Genomic DNA, 24,012 nt, shown 5'->3' on the forward strand with positions numbered 1-24,012 from the left:
AACGCTTCGAAAATCTACGATTGACTGTGTCAAAGCTTCTTGATGAACTTCAGTTCGAACTTTCTCGCTTTACCCTGTCATTCTGAGAATTTCTTCGAGTATTTTCAATACTAGCGCTAGCTTAGGCGACGCAGTCGCCAAAAAAGATAATGGTCGCTGTGGTGAAAAGACCAGAACAGTGTATGTTCTGGTCTAGGGAAAATTTGAGACTTCAGGCTCAAATTTTAGGAATGAAACCGAAGGTTTGCTTCCGACCCACCACCTAAGACCATTATCAAAAAGAAAAAGGATATTAACAATGAAACCAATTATTTCCATCATTATGGGTTCCAAATCCGACTGGGTCACCATGCAAAAAACCGCTGAAGTTTTAGATCGCTTTGGTGTAGCCTACGAAAAGAAAGTCGTCTCTGCCCACCGCACGCCAGATCTCATGTTTCAGCATGCCGAAGAAGCCCGCAGTCGTGGTATCAAGGTCATCATCGCAGGTGCTGGTGGTGCCGCCCATTTGCCAGGAATGGTAGCGGCTAAAACCACCCTGCCTGTCATCGGCGTACCGGTCAAATCACGAGCGCTCAGCGGTCTGGACTCTCTTTATTCGATTGTGCAGATGCCGGGCGGTGTGCCAGTTGCAACTATGGCTATTGGGGAAGCGGGAGCGACAAACGCTGCCCTGACTGCCCTTCGGATCTTGGCCATTGAAGATCAAGGCCTAGCAGCCGCGCTAGCAGATTTTGCTGAAGAACAAGGAAAAATCGCTGAGGAGTCTACGAATGAGCTCATCTAAAACAATCGGAATCATCGGTGGCGGTCAGTTGGGACAGATGATGGCCATTTCTGCTATCTACATGGGGCATAAGGTCATCGCGCTGGATCCAGCGGCGGATTGTCCAGCCTCTCGCGTGGCGGAAATCATCGTGGCTCCTTATAACGATGTGGATGCTCTGCGTCAGCTGGCTGAGCGTTGCGATGTCCTGACCTATGAGTTTGAAAATGTCGATGCGGACGGTTTGGATGCCGTTATCAAGGATGGTCAGCTCCCTCAAGGAACGGACCTGCTCCGCATTTCTCAAAATCGTATCTTTGAAAAGGACTTTCTCGCAAACAAGGCACAAGTCACTGTGGCACCCTACAAGGTTGTGATCTCAAGCCAAGACTTGGCAAATATTGACCTGTCCAAAAACTATGTCCTTAAGACTGCGACAGGCGGCTATGACGGTCATGGGCAAAAGGTTATTCGCTCGAAAGCAGACTTGGAAGAAGCCTATGATTTAGCCGATTCAGCAGACTGCGTCTTGGAAGAGTTTGTCAACTTTGACCTTGAAATTTCTGTCATTGTGTCCGGAAATGGCAAGGACGTGACAGTTTTCCCAGTTCAGGAAAATATTCACCGCAACAACATTCTCTCTAAAACGATTGTGCCAGCTCGCATTTCAGAAAGTCTAGCTGAAAAAGCTAAAGCCATGGCAGTACGAATCGCAGAACAGCTCAAGCTATCTGGAACCCTTTGTGTGGAAATGTTTGCGACGGCTGATGACATCATTGTCAATGAGATTGCCCCACGGCCACACAACTCTGGCCACTACTCTATCGAAGCCTGCGACTTCTCGCAGTTTGACACCCATATTCTGGGCGTCCTTGGAGCACCATTGCCAGCTATCAAACTACATGCGCCAGCCGTCATGCTCAATGTACTCGGCCAGCATGTCGAGGTCGCTGAAAAATATGTCACAGAAAATCCAAGCGCCCACCTCCACCTGTATGGTAAAATAGAAGCGAAGCACAACCGCAAAATGGGGCATGTGACTTTGTTTAGTGATGCGCCGGATAGCGTGGTTGAGTTTGGGGAGGGGATTGATTTTTGAAATGACAGAAGAATTTGATGAATTGCTAGATGATGAAATAACGACCGTAACACTGACTTATACGGACGATTTGATTGTTCCAGAGATTGCGGATAGAGAGGGGATTCATATTTTAGAGAGAGCTGGCAATCAGCTAGTCTTAGAATATTCTTGTTCCGTGAAGGAAGTTAAGGATTATCTGAGTAGTTACGGCCTGCCTAGACATCCTGAGAGAATTTCATTTGAATTTTCTATACATGAAGACTCAGAAAATGATAATCTTTAAAGCTAAATGGAGACCAGTTTATGATTCAAATTATTGTCAACGCTTTTGTGGAGGAAGGAAAAGAAACTGCTGTTGTGGAAGCGCTCTTTGCCAGTGCCGACCATGAAAAAGTGAAAGCCAAATATCAGGAATTAAAGATTCAAAATCCAAACAATTATCTGGCTATTTATGATTTGCCATTGGATACAGATCTAAGTAGCTTGCCGCACTATCCGTCGGTGGCTATAAGCAAGGAGGAGTTTGATTAGTCTATGAAAACTATCGGTCTGATTGGTGGTATGAGTTGGGAAAGTACCACATCTTACTACCAAATTATCAACGAAACCATCAAAAAAGAGCTGGGTGGTCTGCATTCTGCTAAAATTCTGCTTTACAGTGTTGATTTTGCAGAGATTGAGCATTATCAGGCAGTCGGAGACTGGGAGAAAAGCGGTCAACTGTTGGCAGATGTTGCTCAGCGCTTGGAGCAAGCTGGTGCGGATTTCATCGTTATTTGTACCAACACCATGCACAAGGTTGCTCCGCAGATACAGGAGCAGATTACGATTCCAATCTTGCATATTGCGCAAGCAACTGCGCAGGCCTTGTTGGCTGACGGTATTCAAAAAGTCGGCCTCCTAGGGACTAAGTACACCATGACTCAAGATTTTTACAAGGAGAAATTAATAGAATCTGGGTTAGAAGTGCTGATTCCAGACCAAGCTGGCATTATAGAGGTCAATCGGATCATTTATGATGAGCTCTGTCTAGGAGATATCAAAGAAAGCTCAAAGCAGACTTATCTTGCCGTTATAGATGATTTGAAAAAAGCAGGCGCAGAAGCTGTTATCTTGGGCTGTACCGAGATTGGTCTCCTCGTCAAGCAATCCGACACTGACTTGCCTCTCTACGACACAACGGTGATTCATGCAGAGAAAGCAGCAGAGTGGGCGGTAAATAAGTGACCATAGAAGACAAGTACAATCGTAAGGTAGGGCGTGTGACAGTGTTTGGTGATGCGCCGGATGAGGTTGAGGAGTTTGGGAAAGGGATTGATTGGTAAATGAAGAGAGTATCCAGATATCTAATTATTTCTCAAGAAAACAAATTAAAGAAGAATTTAGACTTTAATATAAAACAATTCTAGGGAGGAGTTTATGCAGAATAACAACCCTAAAATACAATTTACGCCAAAACAATGGGTAAGTTTTGGTTTGTTTTTTTTGATAATGTTACTGAATTACTATTATCCAAATCAACAATTATTAATTTTTTTATTCTCTATATATTATTTCTCCATGTTAGCACTTTGGCGGAAGGAAATTATAAAGAAGTGGACAGATACAAGAAAAAGTAGAGAAAAGGTCCGAGAGCGTGTCTATTTTTATGTAACAGACTTAGGTCATGAAACCGACATTGTCAAAAGACGAAAAATTGACGAAGTGTCTCTGATAACAGCGTATGGAATATTTTTTGCAGTAGTTCTAAGTTTTTATTTATTTAATCAAGTTGGAATAGATTTACGTAAAATAAAAATTTTCGGTAGTGATTTGAATGTAGCTCATGTAGCCATTTTATTAGTACTTATAGCTATTATATTAAAATTGAGATATCACTGGACTCCCATATATTATTTTATAATTCCTATTACTTCTTTAAGTCTATTATCGGTTAAAATTGAAGATGTGGGTACTACTGAGTCAATTGTTAAGTATTTTTGCTTTGTGATAATAATGTATCTGATTTTCACTTTGTTGCTGCCGGTTCCTTATCTTCGAAAAGTGACTAATTCAACATTAATTTTTGGAGCATTATTTTCTATCATAGTTCCCACCTTAATGGAACATATATTATCAAACTATGTTATAGGTCAGTTTGCACAATCCACCATGACGGTGCAAAACTTATCAAATGTTTTACCTAGGGATTTTTATGATTCATTATACAAAAGTGGATTTATTAAAGAGATTAATGAAACTATTGAATTATTATTTTTAGTAATAATAAAAAGTAAGCTGAAAATATTTTCAACTATTAATTTTTTATGGTTATCTGGCTATGTACTTGGTAGTTTTATTATTAATATTAAATTGAAACTAGGAGAATTGAGAGCCTCTAACATATATGATAGTATATTATACAGTGAAAACGCTACATATGAAGATTTGAGAGATGCAATTTATTTTGGTGGTGAAACTTATAAAAATCGTATTATTGATAATGCTACCTATAGAAAAATTATATATAATGAGGAGTCAAAAAGAGAGTTCTTAAAAATTGAACATTTTTGTGTTATAAATTTATTCATAAATTTTTGGAGAAGTTGTGTAAATAAGTTGCAACAGTGTATTAAATAAGAGATGAAATCAATCTTGCGACCGTAGGTCGCCCACTAGATACTTCCCTGCAACCAAACTATCAGTTTGGTTGCAGGGAAGTTGTGAGCCTTTAAAGGCTCACAACTTGGAAATGGAACTCTGTAAGAGGTCACTTCTGTTCCCACTACTTAAGGCAAGTATAAAAGGAAAGGAAAAATTAATTATGATCAACCGTTACTCTCGTCCCGAAATGGCGAATATTTGGACTGAGGAAAATAAGTATAAGGCCTGGCTGGAGGTAGAGATTCTGGCTGATGAGGCTTGGGCTGAGTTGGGTGAGATTCCCAAGGAAGATGTGGCCTTGATTCGTGAAAAGGCGGGCTTTGATATTGACCGCATCTTGGAGATTGAGCAGGAGACGCGTCACGATGTAGTGGCCTTCACACGTGCGGTTTCTGAGACGCTGGGTGAGGAGCGCAAGTGGGTGCACTATGGCCTGACCTCGACCGATGTGGTGGATACGGCTTACGGCTACCTCTACAAGCAGGCCAATGACATCATTCGTGAGGATCTGCGTCGCTTCACCGATATCATTGCAGAGCGGGCGCGGGAGCACAAGTTCACCATCATGATGGGGCGGACCCACGGGGTGCATGCGGAGCCGACGACTTTTGGTCTTAAGCTTGCGACTTGGTACAGCGAAATGAAGCGCAATATTGAACGTTTCGAGATTGCGGCGGCGGGTGTGGAAGCTGGGAAAATTTCTGGTGCGGTTGGGAACTTTGCCAACATTCCGCCATTTGTGGAAAGTTATGTCTGTGAGAAATTAGGTATCCGTCCGCAGGAAATTTCGACTCAAGTATTGCCACGTGATCTCCATGCTGAATACTTCTCTGCTTTGGCCTTGATTGCGACATCTATAGAGCGCATGGCGACCGAGATTCGTGGTCTGCAAAAGTCTGAGCAGCGTGAGGTGGAAGAATTCTTTGCCAAGGGGCAAAAAGGATCTTCAGCTATGCCTCACAAGCGCAATCCAATCGGATCTGAAAATATGACTGGTCTGGCGCGGGTCATTCGCGGTCACATGGTGACAGCCTTTGAGAATGTCTCTCTCTGGCATGAGCGCGACATTTCCCACTCATCAGCTGAGCGGATTATCGCACCGGACACGACCATTCTTATCGACTACATGCTCAACCGCTTTGGTAATATCGTCAAGAACTTGACCGTCTTCCCAGAAAACATGAAGCGCAACATGAACTCGACCTTTGGTCTCATCTTCAGCCAGCGGGCTATGTTGACCTTGATTGAAAAAGGTATGACGCGTGAGCAAGCTTATGATTTGGTGCAGCCAAAAACTGCCCAGTCTTGGGACAATCAAGTGGATTTCAAGCCTCTGCTCGAAGCGGACCCAGAAGTCACTTCCCGTCTGACTCAGGAAGAGATTGATGAAATCTTCAACCCAGTTTACTATACCAAGCGCGTAGATGAAATCTTCAAGCGCGTGGGGTTGGATTAGACATAAAAACGAGCCTGGACTTTTTGTCCAGGCTTTTGAATCTAAATTAGAAAAAATAGATGACGCAGTGGTTGATTGGCATCTTCCTTCGCTTTTTAAGCTCCAAAGATGACCTAATCAACTGTGCGGGGGTGGGAAGACGAACTTTTTAACTTGTTTGAAGTTCTTTCCCACCCCCGTTTTCTTTATCTTAAATTTGACTGGCCAGCTGTCCGATTTTCTTGAGCATTTCTTGGCGTTGTTGGTCTGTTTTGCGTTCTACTCCGTTGAGCTCTGTCAGTTTGACGGGAGAAATACCGCAAAGTTTCAAGATTTGATTTTTAAGTACCTTGCCGTAGTCTTGGACAAAAGGCAGGGCAAAACCTGGTGTATTATGGCTGACGATAATCCAGCCGGATTTCCCTTGCAGGTGGCCTTGGAGTCCAATTTTCTTATAAGAGTAGGCAAAGTCAGCCGCAAAGACGCGGTCGATAAAGCCTTTGAGAATAGCCGGCATACCGCTCCACCAGATAGGGAAAATGAAAATCAGGTGGTCTGCCCAAGTAATCAAATCCCGATATTTTGCCATTTCAGGGTCTTTATGCAGGTCACGGCGTCTATGCTCTTGGTCAAAGCGCAAGATTGGATCAAAATTTTCAGCATACAAGTCCAAGGTTTTCACTTCGTGCTTTTTAGAAAGATTGCTTTGAACTTCTTTGAGAATAGCAGCATTGAAGCCAGTTGGGTTGGGGTAGGTGTAAATAATCAAGGTTTTCATGAACGTTCTCCTTTGATATAAATGTCAAGCATGTGCTCGATCGTTCTTTGGATGGCTTGAGGATCCAGGTCTTGCCCGATAGGACTGTTGGTCAGAACGGCCAGACCTGTGATAAAGCTCCAAAAGTGAAAAAGGCTTTCCGCTTCGCTATTGCTAAATTTTTCCTCCTTGCGAAGCTTTAAAACAAGCTCCTTAAATTTATCAAATCCAGGCAGGTCAGACTCCAAGAGAATGGTGTCCTGCGTCACTTTCATATATTTAAAAGGAAATTTGATAAAAAGAGCTTCAAAAAAATGAGGGTAGGTCTTGGCAAAAATAATGAAATTAAGACCAAGCTGGGTCAGCTGATCACGCGCAGAACCTGTCGCATCAATACTCTGATTGATTTCCTGATTGAGAAAGAGCGAAAGCTGGGTCAAAACCACCTTGAGGTAGCCTTCCTTGCTCTCAAAATGGCGGTATGGAGTGCCGTGAGTTACACCGCAGGCCTTGGCAACAGTCCTTAGCGAGAGCTGTTCAATTCCATGTTTTCCGATTTCTTCAATCCCTGTTTGAATGAGCTGTTCTTTCAGCTGGCCAGTATTGCGTTTCATGTATCTCCTCCTAAAGTATACACTGTCTACTTATCTACCTTTAGTATACACTGTCTACTTTTTCTTGTCAACTAATTTGATGTTTTCTTCTAGTCTGTGATGTGGCAGAATTTGCTTTCGGTAAGATAAAATGTTAAAATAACATTAAAATGATAGCGCTTTCTTCTTAGAGCGAATTGCTTAATTATAAAGAAATGCTGAGAAACGGAGGACACCTATGAAGAAAATTATCAACGATCCAACAGCAGTTGTGGATGAGATGCTGGACGGCTTTGCTTATATTCACAGCGATTTGGTTTATCGGGTGGAGGGCTTCGATATCATTGCCCGCAAGAGTGAGAAGACAGGCAAGGTTGGCCTGATTTCTGGCGGTGGCAGTGGTCATGAGCCTTCCCACGCTGGCTTTGTTGGAGAGGGCATGCTGTCAGCCGCTATTTGCGGAGCAGTCTTTACTTCGCCAACACCTGACCAAGTCTTGCAGGCTATCAAGGAAGCAGATGAGGGAGCTGGGGTCTTCATGGTGATCAAGAATTACTCCGGTGACATCATGAACTTTGAAATGGCTCAGGAAATGGCTGAGATGGAAGGGATTGAGGTGGCTAGTGTCGTCGTAGATGATGATATCGCAGTGGAAGACAGCCTCTATACCCAAGGTCGCCGCGGAGTGGCTGGCACCATTCTTGTCCATAAGATTCTAGGGAATGCGGCGCGTGCAGGCAAATCTCTGACTGAAATCAAGGCTCTGGCTGATGAGCTGGTCAAACATATTCACACGGTTGGCTTGGCTCTGAGCGGGGCAACCGTACCGGAAGTCGGCAAGCCTGGTTTTGTTTTGGCTGATGATGAGATAGAGTTCGGTATTGGCATCCATGGTGAGCCAGGCTATCGCAAGGAAAAGATGCAGCCGTCTAAGGACTTAGCTAAAGAATTGGTCGAAAAACTCAGTCAGTCCTTTGAGCTCAAATCTGGCAAAAAAATTGGTATCCTCATCAATGGTATGGGGGCAACACCGCTCATGGAGCAGTATGTCTTTGCGGCAGATGTAGCAAATCTCCTGGCAGATGCTGGAGTCGAAGTTGTTTACAAAAAGCTGGGTAATTACATGACCTCCATTGATATGGCGGGGATTTCTCTGACCTTTATCCAGCTGGACCAGCCAGACTGGCTGAAAGCTCTCAACAGTCCTGTCACAACAGCCGCTTGGTAAGGAGGTGCTTATGGACGCAGCAAGAGCAAAAAAATGGATGCAGTTGTTCAACGAGAAGATCCAGGACCAGAAAGTCTATCTGTCTGATCTCGACACTCCCATCGGCGACGGTGATCATGGCGCCAATATGGCCAGGGGAATGGCGGCAGCAGTAGAGAGTCTAGCTGCTAAGGACTTTGCCAGTGCGGCTGAGGTTTTTCAGGCTGTTTCTATGCAGCTGATTAGCAAGGTCGGCGGTGCTTCCGGACCTCTCTATGGCTCAGCTTTCATGGGTATGGCCAAAGCTGAAAAAGACGGCAAAGACTTGTCAGAAGTCATCCAAGCTGGGCTGGACATGATTCAGAAGCGGGGCAAGGCTGTGCCGGGTGAGAAGACCATGGTGGATGTCTGGTCGGGGCTTCCCATTTCTCTGCAGTCCGGAGACTTGACGCGTGAAATGATTGGTTCCCTAGTGGAAGCGACTAAGGATTTGAAGGCGACCAAGGGGCGGGCTTCCTATGTCGGTGAGCGCTCTATCGGTCATATCGATCCCGGTTCGGCTTCATCTGGTCTCCTCTTTGAGGCTCTTCTAGAAACGGAGGCAGGCTGATGGCAGATACTGGCATTCTTATCATTTCCCATTCCAAAAACCTGGCCCAAGGCTTGTTTGACCTCATTTCGCAGGTGGCGGCAGATGTGGCCATCAGCTATGTGGGCGGGTTGGACGACGGTAGCATTGGGACCAGCTTTGAAGGGATTCAGGCAGCTTTAGATGCCAATGACAAGGACACTATTTTGGCCTTTTTCGATCTGGGTTCGGCTCGGATGAATCTAGAAATGGTCGCAGACTTTTCTGACAAGGAAATCATTATCAATAATGTTCCTTTGGTAGAGGGCGCTTATACGGCTGCTGCCCTTCTTCAGGCTGGGGCAGATTTGCCTAATGTTTTGCTTCAGGTCCGTGAATTAGAAATAAAGAAATAGCCGTTTTTCTAAAGACTTGATAAACGATTTTATTTGCAAAATGAAGAACATTTTATATCGAAAAGCTGGGATTCAATCTCAGCTTTTTTGCTTTATCGCTGTACCAATTTTCAGGGGAAGAGCCAGTATTTCTTATTTTTCTTCTTTAAATCGATTAAAAATAGAACAAAACAATAAACTGTGCTTAATTTTTGACAGAATTTACTTTTTAATGAACAAAAGTTCTTAGAATGGATTGCAAATTGGTATAGATAGACTTATAATAGATATAAGCATACAAGATGAAAGAAAAAACGACAGCCGATTAGAAGCCATCGTTTTTAATCTTAGTGGTCCCGATTGCAGGAAATGAACTTAATCTTGAAGAAGTCACCGCGTTTGTAAGTTTCGCTGTACTCTAAGATTTGTCCAGTGCTTTCCAGCTGGGTAATCTTCACCTGATGAACGGTCGGGAAGTTGGTATCAACTTCCAGTACTTTCGCAACATTTTTTGGTGTTGGGAAGACAATTTCATTGGTTTCTTCAAAATGCTCATCATTCATGTGAATGTGGTAGTCAGTTTTGAAGCGGTTGTAGATAGAGCTGTAGTAGTCCATATCTGGATAATTCGGATTGATGTACTGCTCAGGGATATAGGTTTGGTGATAGATATAGATTTTATCGCCAGTCCGTCTGACCCGGTCAATCTTATAGTAGAACTGCGTTGGTGCTAGTTCTAGCTTATCCAAGATTTTCAGGTCATTCCCACGCTTGATGGAGAGAACAGTCACCTTATCTTTTTGGATAGGGAAGGTCTCAACATCAGAAAATTCCACCAGCTTGTGCTTTCTTGCACGTGAAACGAAAGTTCCCTTGCCTTGCTGGCGGATGATGTAACCATCGTTGGCCAGTTCATTCAAAGCGCGGACAACTGTAATGGAGCTGACATTAAACATCTGAATCAGCTCAGCCTCTGTGTAAAACTTATCGCCATTTTCAAATTTGCCAGAAATGATTTGCTGCTTGAGCTCATCTTTGATTTGTTGGTATTTTGGAATAGCCATTTTGTTCACCTCTCTTTTTTTACTTTTCTTACTTAAGATTTTAACATATTTTTAAAAAAAATGTTGACATTTATGCAAAAATTTATTATATTAATATTAACAAGAGATGAAAACGGTTTTATACCTGAGGGAACATCAGATGGCAAGATTCAAAATTGGTCATTCCTTCTGTTTGGATGATCGGGAGTTTAAGATTTTATCGGGAGCCATTCACTATTTTCGGGTACAGCCTGAGGATTGGTATCATTCCCTTTATAATCTCAAAGCTCTGGGCTTTAATACAGTGGAGACCTATCTTCCCTGGAATATGCACGAACCTCAAAAAGGTGTTTTTGACTTCCAAGGGATTTTAGATATTGAGGCATTTTTACAGACGGCTCAGGATTTGGGACTTTATGCCATTATCCGCCCTTCGCCTTTTATCTGCGCGGAGTGGGAGTTCGGTGGTCTGCCGGCCTGGCTGCTCAATGAAAATATGCGCATCCGCTCATCAGATGAGGCCTTTCTGCAGGCTGTAGCCAGTTATTATGACGAGCTGCTGCCGCGACTGACTCCAAGGCTGCTGGACAATGGGGGAAATATCCTCATGATGCAGGTGGAAAATGAGTATGGTTCTTATGGGGAAGACAAGGCCTACTTAAGAGCAATCAGACAGCTCATGGAAGAACGAGGTGTAACCTGTCCGCTCTTTACTTCAGACGGACCTTGGCGGGCTACGCTTCAAGCTGGTACGCTGATTGATGACGATGTCTTTGTGACAGGGAATTTCGGCTCTAAGGCAGATTACAATTTTGCCCAGATGCAGGAATTCTTTGACGAGCATGGCAAAAAGTGGCCGCTCATGTGTATGGAGTTCTGGGATGGCTGGTTCAATCGCTGGAAAGAGCCTGTCATCAAGCGAGATCCAGACGAACTGGCTCAAGCTGTTCACGAAGTGCTCCAGCAGGGCTCAATCAATCTCTATATGTTTCATGGCGGTACCAACTTTGGCTTTATGAATGGCTGTTCGGCTAGAGGCGTCATTGACCTGCCACAGGTAACTTCCTATGACTATGATGCTCTACTCGATGAGCGTGGCAATCCGACGGACAAGTACTATGCAGTCCAGAGAATGCTGAAAGAGTATTATCCAGAGTATCCACAGATGGAGCCACTGGTGAAAGAGTCTTTTGAGTTTAGGAATATCCCGCTCAGTCAGAAGGTCAGTCTCTTTGAGACACTGCCTGACTTGGCAGAGCCTATCGAAAGTCTCTATCCGATGAAGATGGAGGAGCTGGGGCAAAATGTCGGCTACTTGCTCTATCGGACTTGGGCTAGTTGGGATGCTAATCAGGAAAGGCTCCGTGTCATTGACGGGCGCGACCGTATGCAGCTCTATGTGGACGGTCAGCACATGGCAACCCAGTACCAGACAGAAATCGGTCAGGATATCATGGTGGACGGCCAGAAAAAGGCAGGGCACCAACTTGACATTCTGATGGAAAATATGGGCCGGGTCAATTATGGGCACAAACTCTTGGCAGATACCCAGCAGAAGGGCATTCGTACGGGTGTCTGCAAGGATCTGCACTTCCTGCTTGACTGGCAGCATTACCCATTGCCGCTGGATCATCCAGAAAAGATCGACTTTTCGAAAGGGTGGCAGGAAAACCAACCAGCTTTCTATGCTTTTGACTTTAAAATGAAAGCGCTTAAAGATACTTATCTGGATCTGTCCGACTTTGGCAAGGGGGTCGTCTTTGTCAACGGTGTCAGCATTGGCCGTTTCTGGAATGTCGGACCGACCCTATCGCTCTATATCCCGCATAGCTTGCTCAGAGAAGGCGACAATCGCATCATTATCTTTGAGACAGAAGGGATCTACAGCGAAACCATTCACTTAGTTAACAAACCTACATTTAAAACAATAAAGGGGGAAAATCTATGACAATAGTAGGTGCACGTATCGATGGACGTTTGATCCATGGACAGGTAGCCAATCTTTGGACTACCAAGCTTAACATTTCACGCATTATGGTGATTGACGATGAGGTAGCTGAAAATGCTATCGAAAAGAGCGGGCTCAAGCTCGCAACGCCAGCTGGTGTGAAACTTAGTGTCTTGCCAATCGCTAAGGCAGCAGAAAATATCTTGGCCGGCAAGTATGATTCACAGCGACTCTTGATTGTCGCTCGCAAGCCAGACCGCTTCCTGCGGTTGGTCGAAGCTGGTGTTCCTCTGGAAACGCTGAACGTTGGCAATATGTCTCAGTCAGACGAAACTCGCTCCATTACCCGCTCTATCAACGTGGTAGATGCAGATGTTGAAGCCTTTCACAAGCTGCACGAAAAAGGAGTCAAACTGACAGCGCAAATGGTTCCCAACGATCCGGTTGAGGACTTCATGAAGTTATTAAAATAAGACAAAATTTTAGGAGGACATTGTTATGATACAATGGTGGCAAATTTTACTACTCACTTTGTACTCAGCTTATCAAATCTGTGATGAGTTGACCATCGTTTCGTCAGCAGGATCCCCTGTATTTGCTGGTTTCATTACTGGCTTGATTATGGGTGATTTGACGACTGGTTTGTTTATCGGTGGTAGCCTGCAATTATTCGTTCTTGGTGTAGGGACATTTGGTGGGGCTTCTCGTATTGATGCAACATCAGGTGCCGTTTTGGCGACAGCCTTCTCTGTAGCACAAGGCATTAAGCCAGAGTTGGCTATTGCGACAATCGCAGTACCAGTAGCAACTTTGTTGACATACTTCGATATCTTAGGTCGCATGACAACGACTTATTTCGCACACCGTGTGGATGCAGCAGTTGAACGCTTCGACTATAAAGGTATTGAACGCAACTATCTCTTAGGTGCCCTTCCTTGGGCTCTGTCTCGTGCCCTGCCAGTCTTTCTGGCTCTGGCTTATGGTGGAACATTTGTTCAAGCGATAGTAGATGGTGTTGCTGGTGTGAAATGGCTGGCTGCAGGCTTGACACTGGCTGGTCGTATGCTTCCAGGGCTCGGGTTCGCTATCTTGCTTCGTTACCTTCCAGTTAAACGTAATCTTCACTACTTAGCTCTTGGTTTTGGCTTGACGGCTATGCTGACTGTGCTTTACTCAAACATTCAAACTTTGGGTGGTGCTGTATCTAGCATTGTTGGAACTCTTCCAAAAGATGCTGCGATCACATTTGCCAACAACTTCAAAGGTTTGTCTATGATTGGTGTAGCTATCTTTGGTGTCTTCCTTGCAGTACAGCATTTCAAATACAGCCAAAGAACAGTAGCTGCTACTCCAGCTGCTAGCACAAACTCAGAAAGTGAGGAAATCGAAGATGACGAACTCTAATTACAAATTAACAAAAGAAGATTTTAAACAAATCAATAAACGCAGCTTGTTCACTTTCCAATTAGGCTGGAACTACGAGCGGATGCAAGGTTCTGGCTATCTCTACATGCTCTTGCCTCAGCTGCGCAAAATGTACGGAGACGGCACACCAGAATTGAAAGAAATGATGAAATTGCATACGCAATTCTTCAATACATCACCTTTCTTCCACACCATTATTGCAGGTTTTGACCTAGCTATGGAAGAAAAAGACGGTGTTAAATCAAAAGATGCGGTCAATGGTATCAAGACAGGTCTTATGGGGCCGTTTGCTCCTCTTGGAGACTCTATCTTTGGCTCTCTTGTGCCAGCCATCATGGGATCTATCGCTGCTACCATGGCTATCGCAGGCCAGCCTTGGGGAATTTTCCTTTGGATTGCTGTAGCAGTTGCTTATGACATTTTCCGTTGGAAACAGTTAGAATTCGCCTACAAAGAAGGGGTTAATCTCATCACCAACATGCAAAGTACTTTGACAGCTCTTGTTGAAGCGGCTTCTGTATTGGGTATCTTTATGGTGGGTGGTTTGATTGCTACTATGATCAACTTTGAAGTATCCTGGGTATGGAACATCGGTGAAAAAGCTATTGATTTCCAAGACATGATGAATCTGATTTTCCCACGTTTGATTCCAGCAGTCTTTACAGGCTTTATCTTCTGGCTCTTGGGTAAGAAAGGAATGAACTCTACCAAGGCTATCTTCATTATCATTATCATGGCAGTAAGCTTCTCTGCTATCGGCTACTTCCTGCTGGGACAAGTACCAGAGTAATGGAGTGATTTATGAGTAAGAAATTAGTTTTAGTCAGCCATGGTCGCTTTTGTGAAGAGCTGAAAACCACTACGGAAATGATTATGGGGCCTCAAGAAGACATCCATGCAGTAGCCCTGCTTCCGGAGGAAGGTCCAGAAGACTTCGCAGCCAAATTCTTAGAAACGGTCAAAGATTTTGAGGATTACTTGGTTTTTGCGGATCTCTTGGGGGGCACTCCTTGTAATGTAGTCAGCCGCTTCATTATGGAAGGACAGGATATCGAGCTTTATGCGGGGGTCAATCTGCCCATGGTCATTGAGTTTATTAACGCATCTTTGACAGGAGCAGAAGTCAGCTATCCATCCAAAGCAGCAGAGAATATTGTTAAGGTCAATGATGTCTTGGCTGATCTAATGGATGATGAAGATGAATAAAAGCTTGAACAGCCACTTCTAGTTAGGTCAAGTCCTTGCGCTGTCAGCAGATGGGAGACTGATGATAGCTGAGGATTGACCACAGTGGTTGATTCAAGCATACTGGTCTAAGAGGAATTTGGGAGATGCCTCTTGGCCTAGGGAAATGGATGGTTCAGCATTGCAAAATGCAGTCGCTGTCTGGTTTGAAAAAGCTTGTTAAAAGCATATTTCAAGCCTAGCCATCGTCGCGGGGGTGGGACAGCGAGCCGAAAATCTTGGATTTTCTGGATTTCTGTCTCGCTCCCCCTTTTTTCAAAATAATGGAAAGGAATGAGAAAGAGAATGTTAGATTATTCACAGGAAGAATTGCAGCGTCTGGGGGCTGACATCACAACGAGAGAAATCTATCAGCAGCCTGAGGTTTGGCAGGAAGCCTTTAACAGTTACAAGGCTCAAGCCACAGCTATCGCTGCTTTTCTGAAAAAAATCGAGAACAAACATGACTACATCAAGGTCATTTTTTCCGGAGCTGGCTCATCAGCCTATGTCGGAGATACTTTGACTCCTTATTTTAGGCAGATTTATGATGAGCGCAAATGGAATTTCAACGCCATTGCAACGACAGATATCGTGGCCAACCCCTTGGTGCATCTGAAGAGAGAAGTACCGACGGTACTGGTTTCCTTTGCCCGCAGCGGAAATTCCCCAGAAAGTGTAGCGACCGTGGACTTGGCCAAGCAGTTGGTAGATGACTTGTACCAGATTACCATTACTTGTGCTGTCCAAGGCAAGCTAGCCCAGCAGGCCCAAGGTGATGAAAAGAATCTTTTGCTCCTGCAGCCGGAAGCTTCTAATGATGCTGGCTTTGCCATGACCTCTAGCTTCAGCTCTATGATGCTGACAGCCCTTTTGGTCTTTGACCGGGCTGAACTAGACCAGAAGGAAGCTAAGGTTGCGGCTTTGATTCAGCTCAGTCAAGATGTTTTAGGCCGCGTTGCAGATGTGCAGCAGCTGGTTGATTTGGATTTCAGTCGGGTCATTTATCTGGGGGTAGGGCCTTTCTTTGGTTTGGCACATGAAGCCCAGCTTAAGATTTTAGAGTTGACAGCCGGCCAAATTGCGACCATGTACGAAAGCCCAGTCGGTTTCCGGCATGGACCTAAGTCGCTGATTAACCAAGACACCGTCGTTCTGGTCTTTGGTTCGGCAGATGCCTATACCAAGGCTTATGATTTGGATTTGGTGCGGGAAGTGGCTGGTGACGGGATTGTCCGCAGGCTGGTGATGCTGACTGACCGGGAGGAGCAGTTGGAAGGAGTCGAGCAAGTAGTGCTAAGTACCCAAGAGCCTCTGGGAGATAGCTATCGCATCTTCCCTTACATTGTTTACGCTCAGCTCTTTGCCCTCTTGTCCTCGCTCAAGGTCAAAAACCGTCCAGATACACCGTCTCCGACAGGCACGGTCAATCGTGTAGTACAGGGAGTTATCATTCACCCTTTTGGGCAGTAAGAAAAGGAAAAGTTATGGAGAAATTACAAATCAGTCACAAAAAAGTGAGCCATTTGAAAAAACTATCAAACGAGCAGGGGATTATCGGGGCTTTGGCCATTGACCAGCGTGGCTCGCTCAAGAAAATGCTGGCCAGCGGAGAAGATGCGCCATCTGGTGACCAAGCTCTGGTTCAGTTTAAAGAATTAATCTCTAGTCAGCTGACGCCCTATGCCAGCTCCATCCTGTTGGATCCGGAGTTCGGTCTGCCAGCAGCCGAGCTGCGAGCTGCGTCCTGTGGGCTAATAGTGGCCTATGAGAAGACTGGCTATGATGTGACAGCCGAGGGCCGCCTGCCGGACTTGCTACCAAACTGGTCAGCTAGTCGCATCCGAGACATGGGCGCAGATGCCGTCAAGGTCTTGATTTACTATGATGTAGACGACAAACCAGAAATCAACGACATCAAGCAGGCCTGGGTTGAGCGCGTGGGCAGTGAATGCTTAGCTGAGGATATTCCCTATTTTCTGGAGATTCTGACCTATGATGCGAAGAGTGACAGTGTCTTGGACGCTAACTATGCCAAGCTTAAGCCGCATAAGGTCAACGAGGCAGTCAAGCTCTTTTCAGATCCCCGTTACCATGTAGATGTCTTAAAGGTTGAAGTGCCGGTCAATATGAACTTTGTCGAGGGCTTCACCAAAGAAGGAGTTGAGCCAGTCTACAGCGTGACGGAAGCCCGAACTTTCTTTAAAGAACAGTCAGATGCGACGCACTTGCCTTTCATCTTCCTCAGCGCTGGTGTCAGTGCCGAGCTTTTCCAAGAAACGCTGCGGCTAGCCCATGAAGCGGGCTCACAGTTTAACGGAGTTCTGTGCGGACGGGCTACCTGGAAGGATGCAGTCTCAGTCTTTGCCCAAGAGGGAGCTGCCGCGGCTCAAGTATGGCTGGACGAGACAGGCCGTCAGAATATCGAGGATCTTAATCAAGTCTTGCGCCAAACAGCTGTGTCTTGGGTGGACAAGCTTGACCTGCCTTTTGAAGACAGGACTTGGCAAGTTCGTGATTTTTAATAGGATAGATAAAAGAGGTTTGGTATGAAATCTTACCGAGAATCCATTTTTGGAAAGCTGGGAAGTCAAGAGATTCTAGCTTACACTTTTGAAAACGATCGAGGTTATCGTCTGATAGTCATGAACTACGGAGCAACCGTCATCAAGTATGTCACTCCTGATAAAAATAATCACTTTGACAATATCGTCGTTGGCTTTGATCAGTTTGAGGATTATATTGGGAACAGCCCTAAGCACGGAGCCAGTATTGGTCCGGTGGCTGGGCGTATTGCCGGAGCAACTTTTGAGCTAAATGGCCAGACCTTTCAGCTAGAGGTCAATAATGGCCTAAACTGCAACCATAGTGGCTCCAGCGGCTGGGATAGTACGGTTTTTGAAGTAGAGGAAGTCAGCAATGACGGACTCACCTTTTATACAGAGCGAACTGATGGGACTGGCGGCTTTCCGGGCAATCTGAAAATCTGGATTTCCTATACCCTGACAGAGAAGGGCGAGCTGGAAATCTCTTATCAGGTACAGACTGATCAGGATACCTTGGTCAATCCGACCAACCACAGCTATTTCAACCTGTCTGGTCGTTTCAATCAACCGATAGATGATCATATCCTGCAGCTCAATACTGATGGTGTCTATCCTATCGCAGCTGACGGCCTTCCTGAAAAAAAGGCTGATGCAGAGCGTGACTTTGTCAAGAAGCTGGCCAAGGGCGCTGCCCTTAAAGAAATTTTCGCTGCGACTGATGAGCAAATCCAGCTGGTATCTGGCTTGGATCATCCCTTTGCGTTAAAACCAAGCCGAGACCAGGCAGGCACGCTCTATTATCCAGCATCGGGCCGTCGCCTGACCATTCAAACTCAGGCGCCCTGCCTAGTGATTTATTCAGCGAATTGCGTGGATGATTCTATTCGGTTTGACGGACAGCCTATGATTCAGCATAATGGCTTGGCTCTGGAAGCTCAGGCCCTGCCGGATGCCATTCACAGTAGCCAGCAGTCAGATGTCATTCTCAAGGCCGGTCAGATTTTTACCAGCAGGACAGTGTATTTTGCTGATGTACCAGCAACTTTATAAAGAAACAATCGCGAAAGAGCACAAAAAACGGCAGTACCTCCTTCTGCCGTTTTTCTTGGTCCAGTTTTCAGAGACTATGTTTTCATAAGTAGCTAATCTTAAGCAAGGAAAAAGGCTCCACTATCAAAAGCAAAATCTTTTTTGCTAACTGAATTTTACTTTAAGTTTTTCTTAAGCTAAGGCTGCTATACTTATTCTTATCAAATGAAGCCCCCTAACTTTGTTTGATAATCCTAAACTTTTTCATAATAATCTCCCATAAAGGCCACCCAATCCGGTGGTCTTTTTTTGCTCAAATTTTAGAATAAGACAGGATGTTTATCGGATTGTAACTCAAATGTTAAATTTTAAAGGATACGTTATACAAAGTTAAGGTTTCTTTAAGTTAGGGGCAGTATACTATGAGTATCAAATGAAGACCTCCTAACTTTATTTGATAGAAATCCTAAACTTTTTCATAATAATCTCCCATAAAGGCCACCCAATCCGGTGGTCTTTTTTTGTGTTCAGACGCGAATTAGATTTGCTTCCTCGGCTTTATTTTCTGCTATAATAGTTCTATGAGTAGAATTTTAGATAATGAATTAATGGGCGATGAGGAATTAGTGGAGCGCACCTTGCGTCCCCAGTATTTACAGGAGTATATCGGTCAGGACAAGGTCAAGGACCAGCTGAAGATTTTTATTGAAGCGGCTAAGCTGAGGGATGAGGCGCTGGATCATACCCTGCTTTTTGGCCCTCCAGGTCTTGGGAAGACGACCATGGCCTTTGTTATTGCCAATGAACTAGGCGTTAATCTCAAGCAAACTTCAGGTCCGGTGATTGAGAAATCTGGTGATTTGGTTGCGATCTTAAATGACCTTGAGCCGGGTGATGTCCTCTTTATAGATGAGATTCACCGCTTGCCAATGGCAGTAGAGGAAGTGCTGTACAGCGCTATGGAAGACTTTTACATCGACATTATGATTGGCTCAGGTGAGACCAGTCGCAGCGTCCATCTGGATTTGCCGCCTTTCACTCTGATTGGGGCGACCACTCGGGCAGGCATGCTGTCCAATCCTCTGCGGGCTCGCTTTGGGATTACCGGTCACATGGAGTATTATGAAGCTGGCGACCTGACTGAAATCGTTGAGCGCACGGCAGAGATTTTTGAGATGGATATTACTCACGAGGCTGCGAAGGAGCTGGCTCTGCGTAGCCGAGGCACACCGCGGATTGCTAACCGTTTGCTCAAGCGGGTGCGGGACTACGCGCAGATTATGGGCAATGGCCTGATTGATGATAAGATAACCGACCAGGCTCTCTCCATGCTGGATGTGGACCAGGAAGGTCTGGATTACGTGGACCAGAAGATTTTGAAGACTATGATAGAGGTCTACGGTGGCGGTCCAGTGGGACTGGGAACCCTCTCGGTCAATATTGCTGAGGAGCGTGAAACAGTGGAGGACATGTATGAGCCTTACCTAATTCAGAAAGGCTTTGTCATGCGGACACGGACTGGGCGCGTGGCTACCCGCAAAGCCTATGAGCATTTAGGATATGAGTATATGAAGGAATGATGACAGAAAAGGAGATTTTAGACCGATTAGGTCAAGATCCAGACATCCGAGCAATTTTGGAAATTATTCGCAGTCTGGAGCTCAAGGATTCTTGGTTAGCAGCTGGATGTGTGAGGAATTTTATCTGGAATATGCTGTCAGAGCGACCAGGTTTTGATTCAGAGACGGATGTAGATGTCATTTTCTTTGACCCGAGTTATGCTGAAGCAGAGACGACAGATCTGGAAGCCAAGCTCAAGGCAGACTGGCCACAGTATCGATGGGAACTGAGAAATCAAGCCTATATGCACCGCCATAGTCCTGGAACAGCACCTTATAAAAATGCTTGCGAAGCTATGAGTAAGTATCCTGAGCGCTGCACAGCTATCGGCCTGCGCTTGCTGGCAAATGACAAACTGGAACTTTTTGCTCCCTATGGTTTGGAGGATATCTCAAACTTTCAGGTTAGACCGACTCCTCATTTTCTTGACAATAAGGAGCGCCAGCGTGTCTATGCTGAGCGCTTGGCTAAGAAGAATTGGCAGAAACGCTGGCCACAGCTGGAATGTCATTGTCTTGATAAATAAGTACAAGATAAGAGTAAAATGTTTAAGTTATTTTAAGGAAGTTTTAAGAAATGGATATTATACTATAACCAAGTTAAGAAATTAACTTAACTCCTAAAACTTTTTTCTTTTTAAAAAATAATCTCCCTACAAAAAGCCACCAAACGGTGGTTTTTTGCTATTTTCAGACATGAGAGGGGCAGGGCTTGCCAGTTTTCAACGAGAATCAGGAAACTGTAAACGATTCAGGGCTAGTTTTTGCCATTATTTTGTTATAATAGATAGCGAGGTATTGTATGAAGAAAATTGTATTTGTATGTTTGGGCAATATCTGCCGTAGTCCGATGGCAGAGTTTGTCATGAAGAGTTTAACAGACCAACTGAAAATCGAGAGCCGGGCAACCTCGAGCTGGGAGCACGGCAATCCCATTCATCGGGGAACACAGGCTATTTTTAAGAAATATGCCATTGCTTATGATAGGAACAAGACTTCTCAGCAGATTTCGGCAGCGGATTTTGCGGATTTTGACTATGTCATCGGTATGGATGAAAGCAATGTCCGAGATTTGAAGCGGATGGCGCCTGAGGATTTTCAGTATAAAATTTATCAGTTTGAGGAAGAAAGTGTGCCAGATCCTTGGTACACAGGAGATTTTGACCAAACCTATGATTTGGTCTTGGCTGGCTGCAAGAAGTGGCTAGAGCGTTTGGATGGATAGGAATATGGATAAAGTAAAAGAATTTTACGAAAAATACAAGGTCTATCTGACCCGGCAGAATTTAGAACTCTTGGCTGTCACGGTCATTGTGCTGTCAGCTATTCTAGTCTTTACCTCGGGGATTCCTGGTAAGGGCGTTTTAACGCTGGATCAGGGTAAGATCAAGTATGACGGGACCTTGGTTCGCGGGAAGATGAACGGTCAGGGGACTATGACTTTTCAAAATGGGGATAGTTATAGCGGTCAATTTCGCAATGGCATCTTTGATGGAAAAGGGACCTTTACCTCGCAGGCTGGCTGGAAATATGAAGGGGACTTCAGCAAGGGTCAGGCCGACGGACAAGGAAAGCTAACGACAGAAGGCAATGTCGTTTATGAAGGAACGTTTAAACAAGGAATTTATCAAAATGCGCATTAAATGGTTTTCGCTCGTCAGAATCACGGGACTGCTTCTAGTTCTGCTTTATCATTACTTCCAGGGCGTTTTCCCTGGCGGTTTTATTGGTGTGGATATCTTCTTTACCTTTTCTGGCTTCTTGATTACCGCTCTGCTTATTGACGAGTTTGCCAAGAAGAAAGAAATCGATATCCAAGGCTTTTTCAAACGACGTTTTTATCGGATTGTACCGCCTCTGGTCTTTATGATTTTGGTCGTTATGCCCTTTACTTTCTTAATCCGTAAGGATTTTGTGGCTGGGATTGGGACGCAGATTGCGGCTGCTTTGGGCTTTGTGACCAACTTTTATGAAATGCTCTCAGGTGGCAGTTATGAGAGTCAGTTTGTGCCGCACATCTTGATTCACACTTGGAGTCTGGCTTTAGAAGTGCACTATTATGTTCTGTGGGGATTGGCCGCTTGGGGCTTGGGCAAGGTTGCCAAGTCAACGGCTCGCTATCGCGGTATGATTGCGCTGGTTTCTGCAGGTCTCTTTTTAGTCAGCTTTGTATCAATGTTTGCTGGCGCTTTAACCACTAAGAATTACTCCGATATTTATTTCTCAAGTTTGACCCATGTCTTTCCTTTCTTTGCAGGAAGCATTCTGGCTACCTTGTCTGGTGTCGGCCATGTCAGCAGTCGCTTTAAGCTGCTGGAGGAAAAGCTGGATCTCAAGCAAGTGCTAGGAATCATGGGGGGCAGCGCTGCTGTTTTGCTTTTGCTCAGTTTCCTGCTCAAGTTTGACAATCTTTGGACCTACCTGGTAGGATTCTTGATTTCAACTATCTTGGCCTGTCTGATGATTTTTGCTGCTAGGATGCTGCATGACAAGCTTCCTGATGTGAAGGAACCTAGCCTTATCAACTTTATCGCAGATACCAGCTATGGTGTTTATCTCTTCCACTGGCCATTCTATATTATCTTTACCCAGCTGATGAGTAACGGCTTGGCTGTTCTCTTGACCACGTTGCTGTCTCTTACTTTTGCAGCCTTGTCTTTCTATATCTTGGAGCCAACTCTGGCTGGTCGTCAGCCGGTTATCATGGGAACCAAGATGGATCTGTCATCTCTTACCAGACCAATCTTTTACAGCATGATTCCGCTGACTTTGATTATGTTCTTTATCTCGGTGACAGCACCAAAGGTAGGAGCTTTTGAGGAAAGTTTGATTGTTAATGCTCTGAATCAAGTGGACAATAAGATGCAGACAACTCGGAGTCAGGTTGATCAGTCCAAGGCGACTGAGTACAATGTGGCGGACGGAATTACCATGATTGGTGACTCGGTTGCCCTGCGCTCAAGCGATCAATTGCAGCAGATCTTGCCAGGAATCGAGCTAGATACTGTCGTTAGCCGCAGTCTGAGCACAGGCTTAGAGGTCTACAAGACAGATATTGCTAATAGAGTGCTGAAGAAGCAGGTTGTCCTGGCTCTCGGGACCAATTCGTCTGGTTATTCGAATGAGCTTTTGGATGAGTATGTTTCCAGCCTGCCTAAGGGGCATCAACTGATCCTCGTGACTCCTTATGACGGTCGTTCAGAGGGCGGCGTCTTGGCCCAGCAGCGGGAGTATGAGCTAGAATTAGCCAAGAAGTATGACTATGTCTTTGTGGCCGACTGGCATCAAACTGCTATCGAAAATCCGCAGATTTGGGAAGGGACAGACTATGTCCACTTTGGCTCAAACTCAGAGTCCATCATTGAAGGGGGAACTCTCTATGCCAATACCATTAAGCAAGCCATAGATGAAGCAAATTCTGGTAATGTGAAACCATAAATTCCAAAAGGAGAAGCAATAATGGGACAAATTAAATCGAGCGCTATTTCAGCTGGTTCTGCTATCAGCGAGCTAGTTGGAGTTGATACTAGCAATGCACAAAATCAACAAGTCGAATTTTCCTATACAACAGGGATTGCTGGGATGGAAGCTGGCCGTCAGGCCTGCAATCAAATGCTACAGGCTGTCAGTGACTTCAGCTCAGCTGTTCTGACTCAGGCCAATAAATTTCCAGAAATTGCTGCAAAAATTGAGAAACGCGATATAGAGGAAGCCAAGCGCTGGGAGAGTTGAG

General features: G+C 45.0%; 27 protein-coding genes. 24 read left to right on the forward strand and 3 right to left on the reverse strand.

Annotated elements, in window-relative coordinates; all coding sequences use genetic code 11:
• The first annotated feature begins 298 nt into the window (after nt 1-298).
• The 7 genes from purE to purB all read left to right on the forward strand — a co-directional run bounded on the left by purE (nt 299) and on the right by purB (nt 5,946).
• Nucleotides 299-787 (forward strand): 5-(carboxyamino)imidazole ribonucleotide mutase, encoded by a 489-nt coding sequence (gene purE, locus K4I03_RS10230; protein ID WP_227965163.1) that lies wholly within the window; start codon nt 299-301, stop codon nt 785-787.
• Nucleotides 774-1,865 carry a 5-(carboxyamino)imidazole ribonucleotide synthase gene (purK, locus tag K4I03_RS10235; RefSeq protein ID WP_227965165.1) on the forward strand — a complete coding sequence of 364 codons (1,092 nt, stop codon included), beginning with the start codon at nt 774-776 and terminating at the stop codon, nt 1,863-1,865. Before purE ends, purK begins: the two co-directional genes overlap by 14 nt.
• A 1-nt stretch (nt 1,866) precedes the next feature.
• Nucleotides 1,867-2,130: a hypothetical protein gene (locus tag K4I03_RS10240; RefSeq protein WP_002931759.1), complete on the forward strand. Its 264-nt coding sequence runs from the start codon at nt 1,867-1,869 to the stop codon at nt 2,128-2,130.
• A gap of 20 nt (nt 2,131-2,150) precedes the next feature.
• Nucleotides 2,151-2,378, forward strand: coding sequence for a phosphoribosylaminoimidazole carboxylase (locus tag K4I03_RS10245; RefSeq protein ID WP_227965167.1), 228 nt, complete (start codon nt 2,151-2,153; stop codon nt 2,376-2,378).
• A gap of 3 nt (nt 2,379-2,381) precedes the next feature.
• A complete protein-coding gene (locus tag K4I03_RS10250; protein WP_227965168.1) occupies nt 2,382-3,074 on the forward strand; it encodes an aspartate/glutamate racemase family protein in 693 nt (230 codons plus the stop codon).
• 192 nt (nt 3,075-3,266) lie between these two features.
• Nucleotides 3,267-4,466, forward strand: coding sequence for a hypothetical protein (locus K4I03_RS10255; protein WP_111675118.1), 1,200 nt, complete (start codon nt 3,267-3,269; stop codon nt 4,464-4,466).
• Between the two features lie 184 nt (nt 4,467-4,650).
• On the forward strand, nt 4,651-5,946 hold the full coding sequence (purB, locus tag K4I03_RS10260; protein WP_002907678.1) for an adenylosuccinate lyase: 1,296 nt from the start codon (nt 4,651-4,653) through the stop codon (nt 5,944-5,946).
• A gap of 190 nt (nt 5,947-6,136) precedes the next feature.
• Here the strand turns inward: purB and K4I03_RS10265 are convergent, their stop codons facing one another.
• On the reverse strand, nt 6,137-6,703 hold the full coding sequence (locus tag K4I03_RS10265) for an NAD(P)H-dependent oxidoreductase (protein WP_125351651.1): 567 nt from the start codon (nt 6,701-6,703) through the stop codon (nt 6,137-6,139).
• Nucleotides 6,700-7,296, reverse strand: a complete 597-nt coding sequence (locus K4I03_RS12575; RefSeq protein WP_265333635.1) for a TetR/AcrR family transcriptional regulator — start codon at nt 7,294-7,296, stop codon at nt 6,700-6,702. The genes K4I03_RS10265 and K4I03_RS12575 overlap by 4 nt, the downstream gene beginning before the upstream one ends.
• Nucleotides 7,297-7,513: 217 nt before the next feature.
• Between K4I03_RS12575 and dhaK the strand changes: the two genes are divergently transcribed.
• The 3 genes from dhaK to dhaM are packed head-to-tail and all read left to right on the forward strand — an operon-like array spanning nt 7,514 to nt 9,466.
• Nucleotides 7,514-8,503 carry a dihydroxyacetone kinase subunit DhaK gene (gene dhaK, locus K4I03_RS10280; RefSeq protein WP_227965169.1) on the forward strand — a complete coding sequence of 330 codons (990 nt, stop codon included), beginning with the start codon at nt 7,514-7,516 and terminating at the stop codon, nt 8,501-8,503.
• 10 nt (nt 8,504-8,513) lie between these two features.
• A complete protein-coding gene (gene dhaL / locus K4I03_RS10285; protein ID WP_111675122.1) occupies nt 8,514-9,092 on the forward strand; it encodes a dihydroxyacetone kinase subunit DhaL in 579 nt (192 codons plus the stop codon).
• The gene (dhaM, locus tag K4I03_RS10290; RefSeq protein ID WP_227965170.1) at nt 9,092-9,466 is read left to right on the forward strand and encodes a dihydroxyacetone kinase phosphoryl donor subunit DhaM; all 375 of its coding nucleotides are present in this window, start codon (nt 9,092-9,094) and stop codon (nt 9,464-9,466) included. Before dhaL ends, dhaM begins: the two co-directional genes overlap by 1 nt.
• Before the next feature lie 326 nt (nt 9,467-9,792).
• On the opposite strand, the gene K4I03_RS10295 is transcribed toward dhaM, so the two are convergent.
• The gene (locus tag K4I03_RS10295; protein ID WP_227965171.1) at nt 9,793-10,509 is read right to left on the reverse strand and encodes a GntR family transcriptional regulator; all 717 of its coding nucleotides are present in this window, start codon (nt 10,507-10,509) and stop codon (nt 9,793-9,795) included.
• Nucleotides 10,510-10,615: 106 nt separating this feature from the next.
• Between K4I03_RS10295 and K4I03_RS10300 the strand changes: the two genes are divergently transcribed.
• The 14 genes from K4I03_RS10300 (at nt 10,616) to K4I03_RS10365 (ending at nt 24,011) form a co-directional block, all read left to right on the forward strand.
• Entirely contained in the window at nt 10,616-12,436 is a 1,821-nt protein-coding gene (locus tag K4I03_RS10300) for a glycoside hydrolase family 35 protein (protein WP_227965172.1), read from the forward strand.
• Nucleotides 12,433-12,909 carry a PTS system mannose/fructose/N-acetylgalactosamine-transporter subunit IIB gene (locus K4I03_RS10305; protein ID WP_002898809.1) on the forward strand — a complete coding sequence of 159 codons (477 nt, stop codon included), beginning with the start codon at nt 12,433-12,435 and terminating at the stop codon, nt 12,907-12,909. Before K4I03_RS10300 ends, K4I03_RS10305 begins: the two co-directional genes overlap by 4 nt.
• 25 nt (nt 12,910-12,934) lie before the next feature.
• Nucleotides 12,935-13,840: a PTS mannose/fructose/sorbose/N-acetylgalactosamine transporter subunit IIC gene (locus tag K4I03_RS10310; protein ID WP_227965174.1), complete on the forward strand. Its 906-nt coding sequence runs from the start codon at nt 12,935-12,937 to the stop codon at nt 13,838-13,840.
• Nucleotides 13,827-14,651 carry a PTS system mannose/fructose/sorbose family transporter subunit IID gene (locus K4I03_RS10315; protein WP_011836304.1) on the forward strand — a complete coding sequence of 275 codons (825 nt, stop codon included), beginning with the start codon at nt 13,827-13,829 and terminating at the stop codon, nt 14,649-14,651. Before K4I03_RS10310 ends, K4I03_RS10315 begins: the two co-directional genes overlap by 14 nt.
• 11 nt (nt 14,652-14,662) lie before the next feature.
• Nucleotides 14,663-15,067 (forward strand): PTS sugar transporter subunit IIA, encoded by a 405-nt coding sequence (locus K4I03_RS10320; protein WP_125342378.1) that lies wholly within the window; start codon nt 14,663-14,665, stop codon nt 15,065-15,067.
• 312 nt (nt 15,068-15,379) lie between these two features.
• Complete coding sequence (locus K4I03_RS10325) at nt 15,380-16,558, forward strand: SIS domain-containing protein (protein ID WP_227965176.1); 1,179 nt, start codon at nt 15,380-15,382, stop codon at nt 16,556-16,558.
• Between the two features lie 14 nt (nt 16,559-16,572).
• Nucleotides 16,573-17,610, forward strand: coding sequence for a tagatose-bisphosphate aldolase (lacD, locus tag K4I03_RS10330; RefSeq protein ID WP_227965178.1), 1,038 nt, complete (start codon nt 16,573-16,575; stop codon nt 17,608-17,610).
• A 24-nt stretch (nt 17,611-17,634) separates the two neighbouring features.
• Nucleotides 17,635-18,681 (forward strand): aldose epimerase family protein, encoded by a 1,047-nt coding sequence (locus K4I03_RS10335; protein ID WP_227965180.1) that lies wholly within the window; start codon nt 17,635-17,637, stop codon nt 18,679-18,681.
• Nucleotides 18,682-19,241: 560 nt separating this feature from the next.
• Entirely contained in the window at nt 19,242-20,240 is a 999-nt protein-coding gene (gene ruvB / locus K4I03_RS10340) for a Holliday junction branch migration DNA helicase RuvB (protein ID WP_002898800.1), read from the forward strand.
• Nucleotides 20,237-20,806, forward strand: a complete 570-nt coding sequence (locus K4I03_RS10345; protein ID WP_149565728.1) for a nucleotidyltransferase family protein — start codon at nt 20,237-20,239, stop codon at nt 20,804-20,806. The genes ruvB and K4I03_RS10345 overlap by 4 nt, the downstream gene beginning before the upstream one ends.
• Nucleotides 20,807-21,081: 275 nt before the next feature.
• Nucleotides 21,082-21,504, forward strand: coding sequence for a low molecular weight protein-tyrosine-phosphatase (locus K4I03_RS10350; RefSeq protein ID WP_125348045.1), 423 nt, complete (start codon nt 21,082-21,084; stop codon nt 21,502-21,504).
• A complete protein-coding gene (locus K4I03_RS10355) occupies nt 21,497-21,922 on the forward strand; it encodes an MORN repeat-containing protein (protein WP_185756485.1) in 426 nt (141 codons plus the stop codon). Before K4I03_RS10350 ends, K4I03_RS10355 begins: the two co-directional genes overlap by 8 nt.
• Nucleotides 21,912-23,717 (forward strand): acyltransferase family protein, encoded by a 1,806-nt coding sequence (locus K4I03_RS10360; RefSeq protein WP_125348217.1) that lies wholly within the window; start codon nt 21,912-21,914, stop codon nt 23,715-23,717. The genes K4I03_RS10355 and K4I03_RS10360 overlap by 11 nt, the downstream gene beginning before the upstream one ends.
• Before the next feature lie 21 nt (nt 23,718-23,738).
• Nucleotides 23,739-24,011 carry a hypothetical protein gene (locus K4I03_RS10365; RefSeq protein WP_002894417.1) on the forward strand — a complete coding sequence of 91 codons (273 nt, stop codon included), beginning with the start codon at nt 23,739-23,741 and terminating at the stop codon, nt 24,009-24,011.
• Nucleotide 24,012 lies beyond the last annotated feature (1 nt).

It is taken from the genome of Streptococcus sanguinis (genome assembly GCF_020729725.1).
Classification (GTDB): Bacteria; Bacillota; Bacilli; order Lactobacillales; family Streptococcaceae; genus Streptococcus; species Streptococcus sanguinis_V.

Bases quoted from the DNA above. Each gene is read 5' to 3' on its own strand.
- K4I03_RS10305 (WP_002898809.1), top strand. From the start codon at position 12,433: ATGACAATAGTAGGTGCACGTATCGATGGACGTTTGATCCATGGACAG.
- K4I03_RS10250 (WP_227965168.1), top strand. From the start codon at position 2,382: ATGAAAACTATCGGTCTGATTGGTGGTATGAGTTGGGAAAGTACCACA.
- K4I03_RS10255 (WP_111675118.1), top strand. From the start codon at position 3,267: ATGCAGAATAACAACCCTAAAATACAATTTACGCCAAAACAATGGGTA.
- purE (WP_227965163.1), top strand. From the start codon at position 299: ATGAAACCAATTATTTCCATCATTATGGGTTCCAAATCCGACTGGGTC.
- K4I03_RS10345 (WP_149565728.1), top strand. From the start codon at position 20,237: ATGATGACAGAAAAGGAGATTTTAGACCGATTAGGTCAAGATCCAGAC.
- K4I03_RS10355 (WP_185756485.1), top strand. From the start codon at position 21,497: ATGGATAGGAATATGGATAAAGTAAAAGAATTTTACGAAAAATACAAG.
- K4I03_RS10245 (WP_227965167.1), top strand. From the start codon at position 2,151: ATGATTCAAATTATTGTCAACGCTTTTGTGGAGGAAGGAAAAGAAACT.
- purK (WP_227965165.1), top strand. From the start codon at position 774: ATGAGCTCATCTAAAACAATCGGAATCATCGGTGGCGGTCAGTTGGGA.
- K4I03_RS10310 (WP_227965174.1), top strand. From the start codon at position 12,935: ATGATACAATGGTGGCAAATTTTACTACTCACTTTGTACTCAGCTTAT.
- K4I03_RS10300 (WP_227965172.1), top strand. From the start codon at position 10,616: ATGAAAACGGTTTTATACCTGAGGGAACATCAGATGGCAAGATTCAAA.
- dhaK (WP_227965169.1), top strand. From the start codon at position 7,514: ATGAAGAAAATTATCAACGATCCAACAGCAGTTGTGGATGAGATGCTG.
- K4I03_RS10295 (WP_227965171.1), bottom strand. From the start codon at position 10,509: ATGGCTATTCCAAAATACCAACAAATCAAAGATGAGCTCAAGCAGCAA.
- K4I03_RS10365 (WP_002894417.1), top strand. From the start codon at position 23,739: ATGGGACAAATTAAATCGAGCGCTATTTCAGCTGGTTCTGCTATCAGC.
- dhaM (WP_227965170.1), top strand. From the start codon at position 9,092: ATGGCAGATACTGGCATTCTTATCATTTCCCATTCCAAAAACCTGGCC.
- K4I03_RS10315 (WP_011836304.1), top strand. From the start codon at position 13,827: ATGACGAACTCTAATTACAAATTAACAAAAGAAGATTTTAAACAAATC.
- K4I03_RS10325 (WP_227965176.1), top strand. From the start codon at position 15,380: ATGAGAAAGAGAATGTTAGATTATTCACAGGAAGAATTGCAGCGTCTG.
- K4I03_RS10360 (WP_125348217.1), top strand. From the start codon at position 21,912: ATGCGCATTAAATGGTTTTCGCTCGTCAGAATCACGGGACTGCTTCTA.
- dhaL (WP_111675122.1), top strand. From the start codon at position 8,514: ATGGACGCAGCAAGAGCAAAAAAATGGATGCAGTTGTTCAACGAGAAG.
- K4I03_RS10320 (WP_125342378.1), top strand. From the start codon at position 14,663: ATGAGTAAGAAATTAGTTTTAGTCAGCCATGGTCGCTTTTGTGAAGAG.
- K4I03_RS10350 (WP_125348045.1), top strand. From the start codon at position 21,082: ATGAAGAAAATTGTATTTGTATGTTTGGGCAATATCTGCCGTAGTCCG.
- K4I03_RS10335 (WP_227965180.1), top strand. From the start codon at position 17,635: ATGAAATCTTACCGAGAATCCATTTTTGGAAAGCTGGGAAGTCAAGAG.
- purB (WP_002907678.1), top strand. From the start codon at position 4,651: ATGATCAACCGTTACTCTCGTCCCGAAATGGCGAATATTTGGACTGAG.
- lacD (WP_227965178.1), top strand. From the start codon at position 16,573: ATGGAGAAATTACAAATCAGTCACAAAAAAGTGAGCCATTTGAAAAAA.
- K4I03_RS10240 (WP_002931759.1), top strand. From the start codon at position 1,867: ATGACAGAAGAATTTGATGAATTGCTAGATGATGAAATAACGACCGTA.
- K4I03_RS10265 (WP_125351651.1), bottom strand. From the start codon at position 6,703: ATGAAAACCTTGATTATTTACACCTACCCCAACCCAACTGGCTTCAAT.
- ruvB (WP_002898800.1), top strand. From the start codon at position 19,242: ATGAGTAGAATTTTAGATAATGAATTAATGGGCGATGAGGAATTAGTG.
- K4I03_RS12575 (WP_265333635.1), bottom strand. From the start codon at position 7,296: ATGAAACGCAATACTGGCCAGCTGAAAGAACAGCTCATTCAAACAGGG.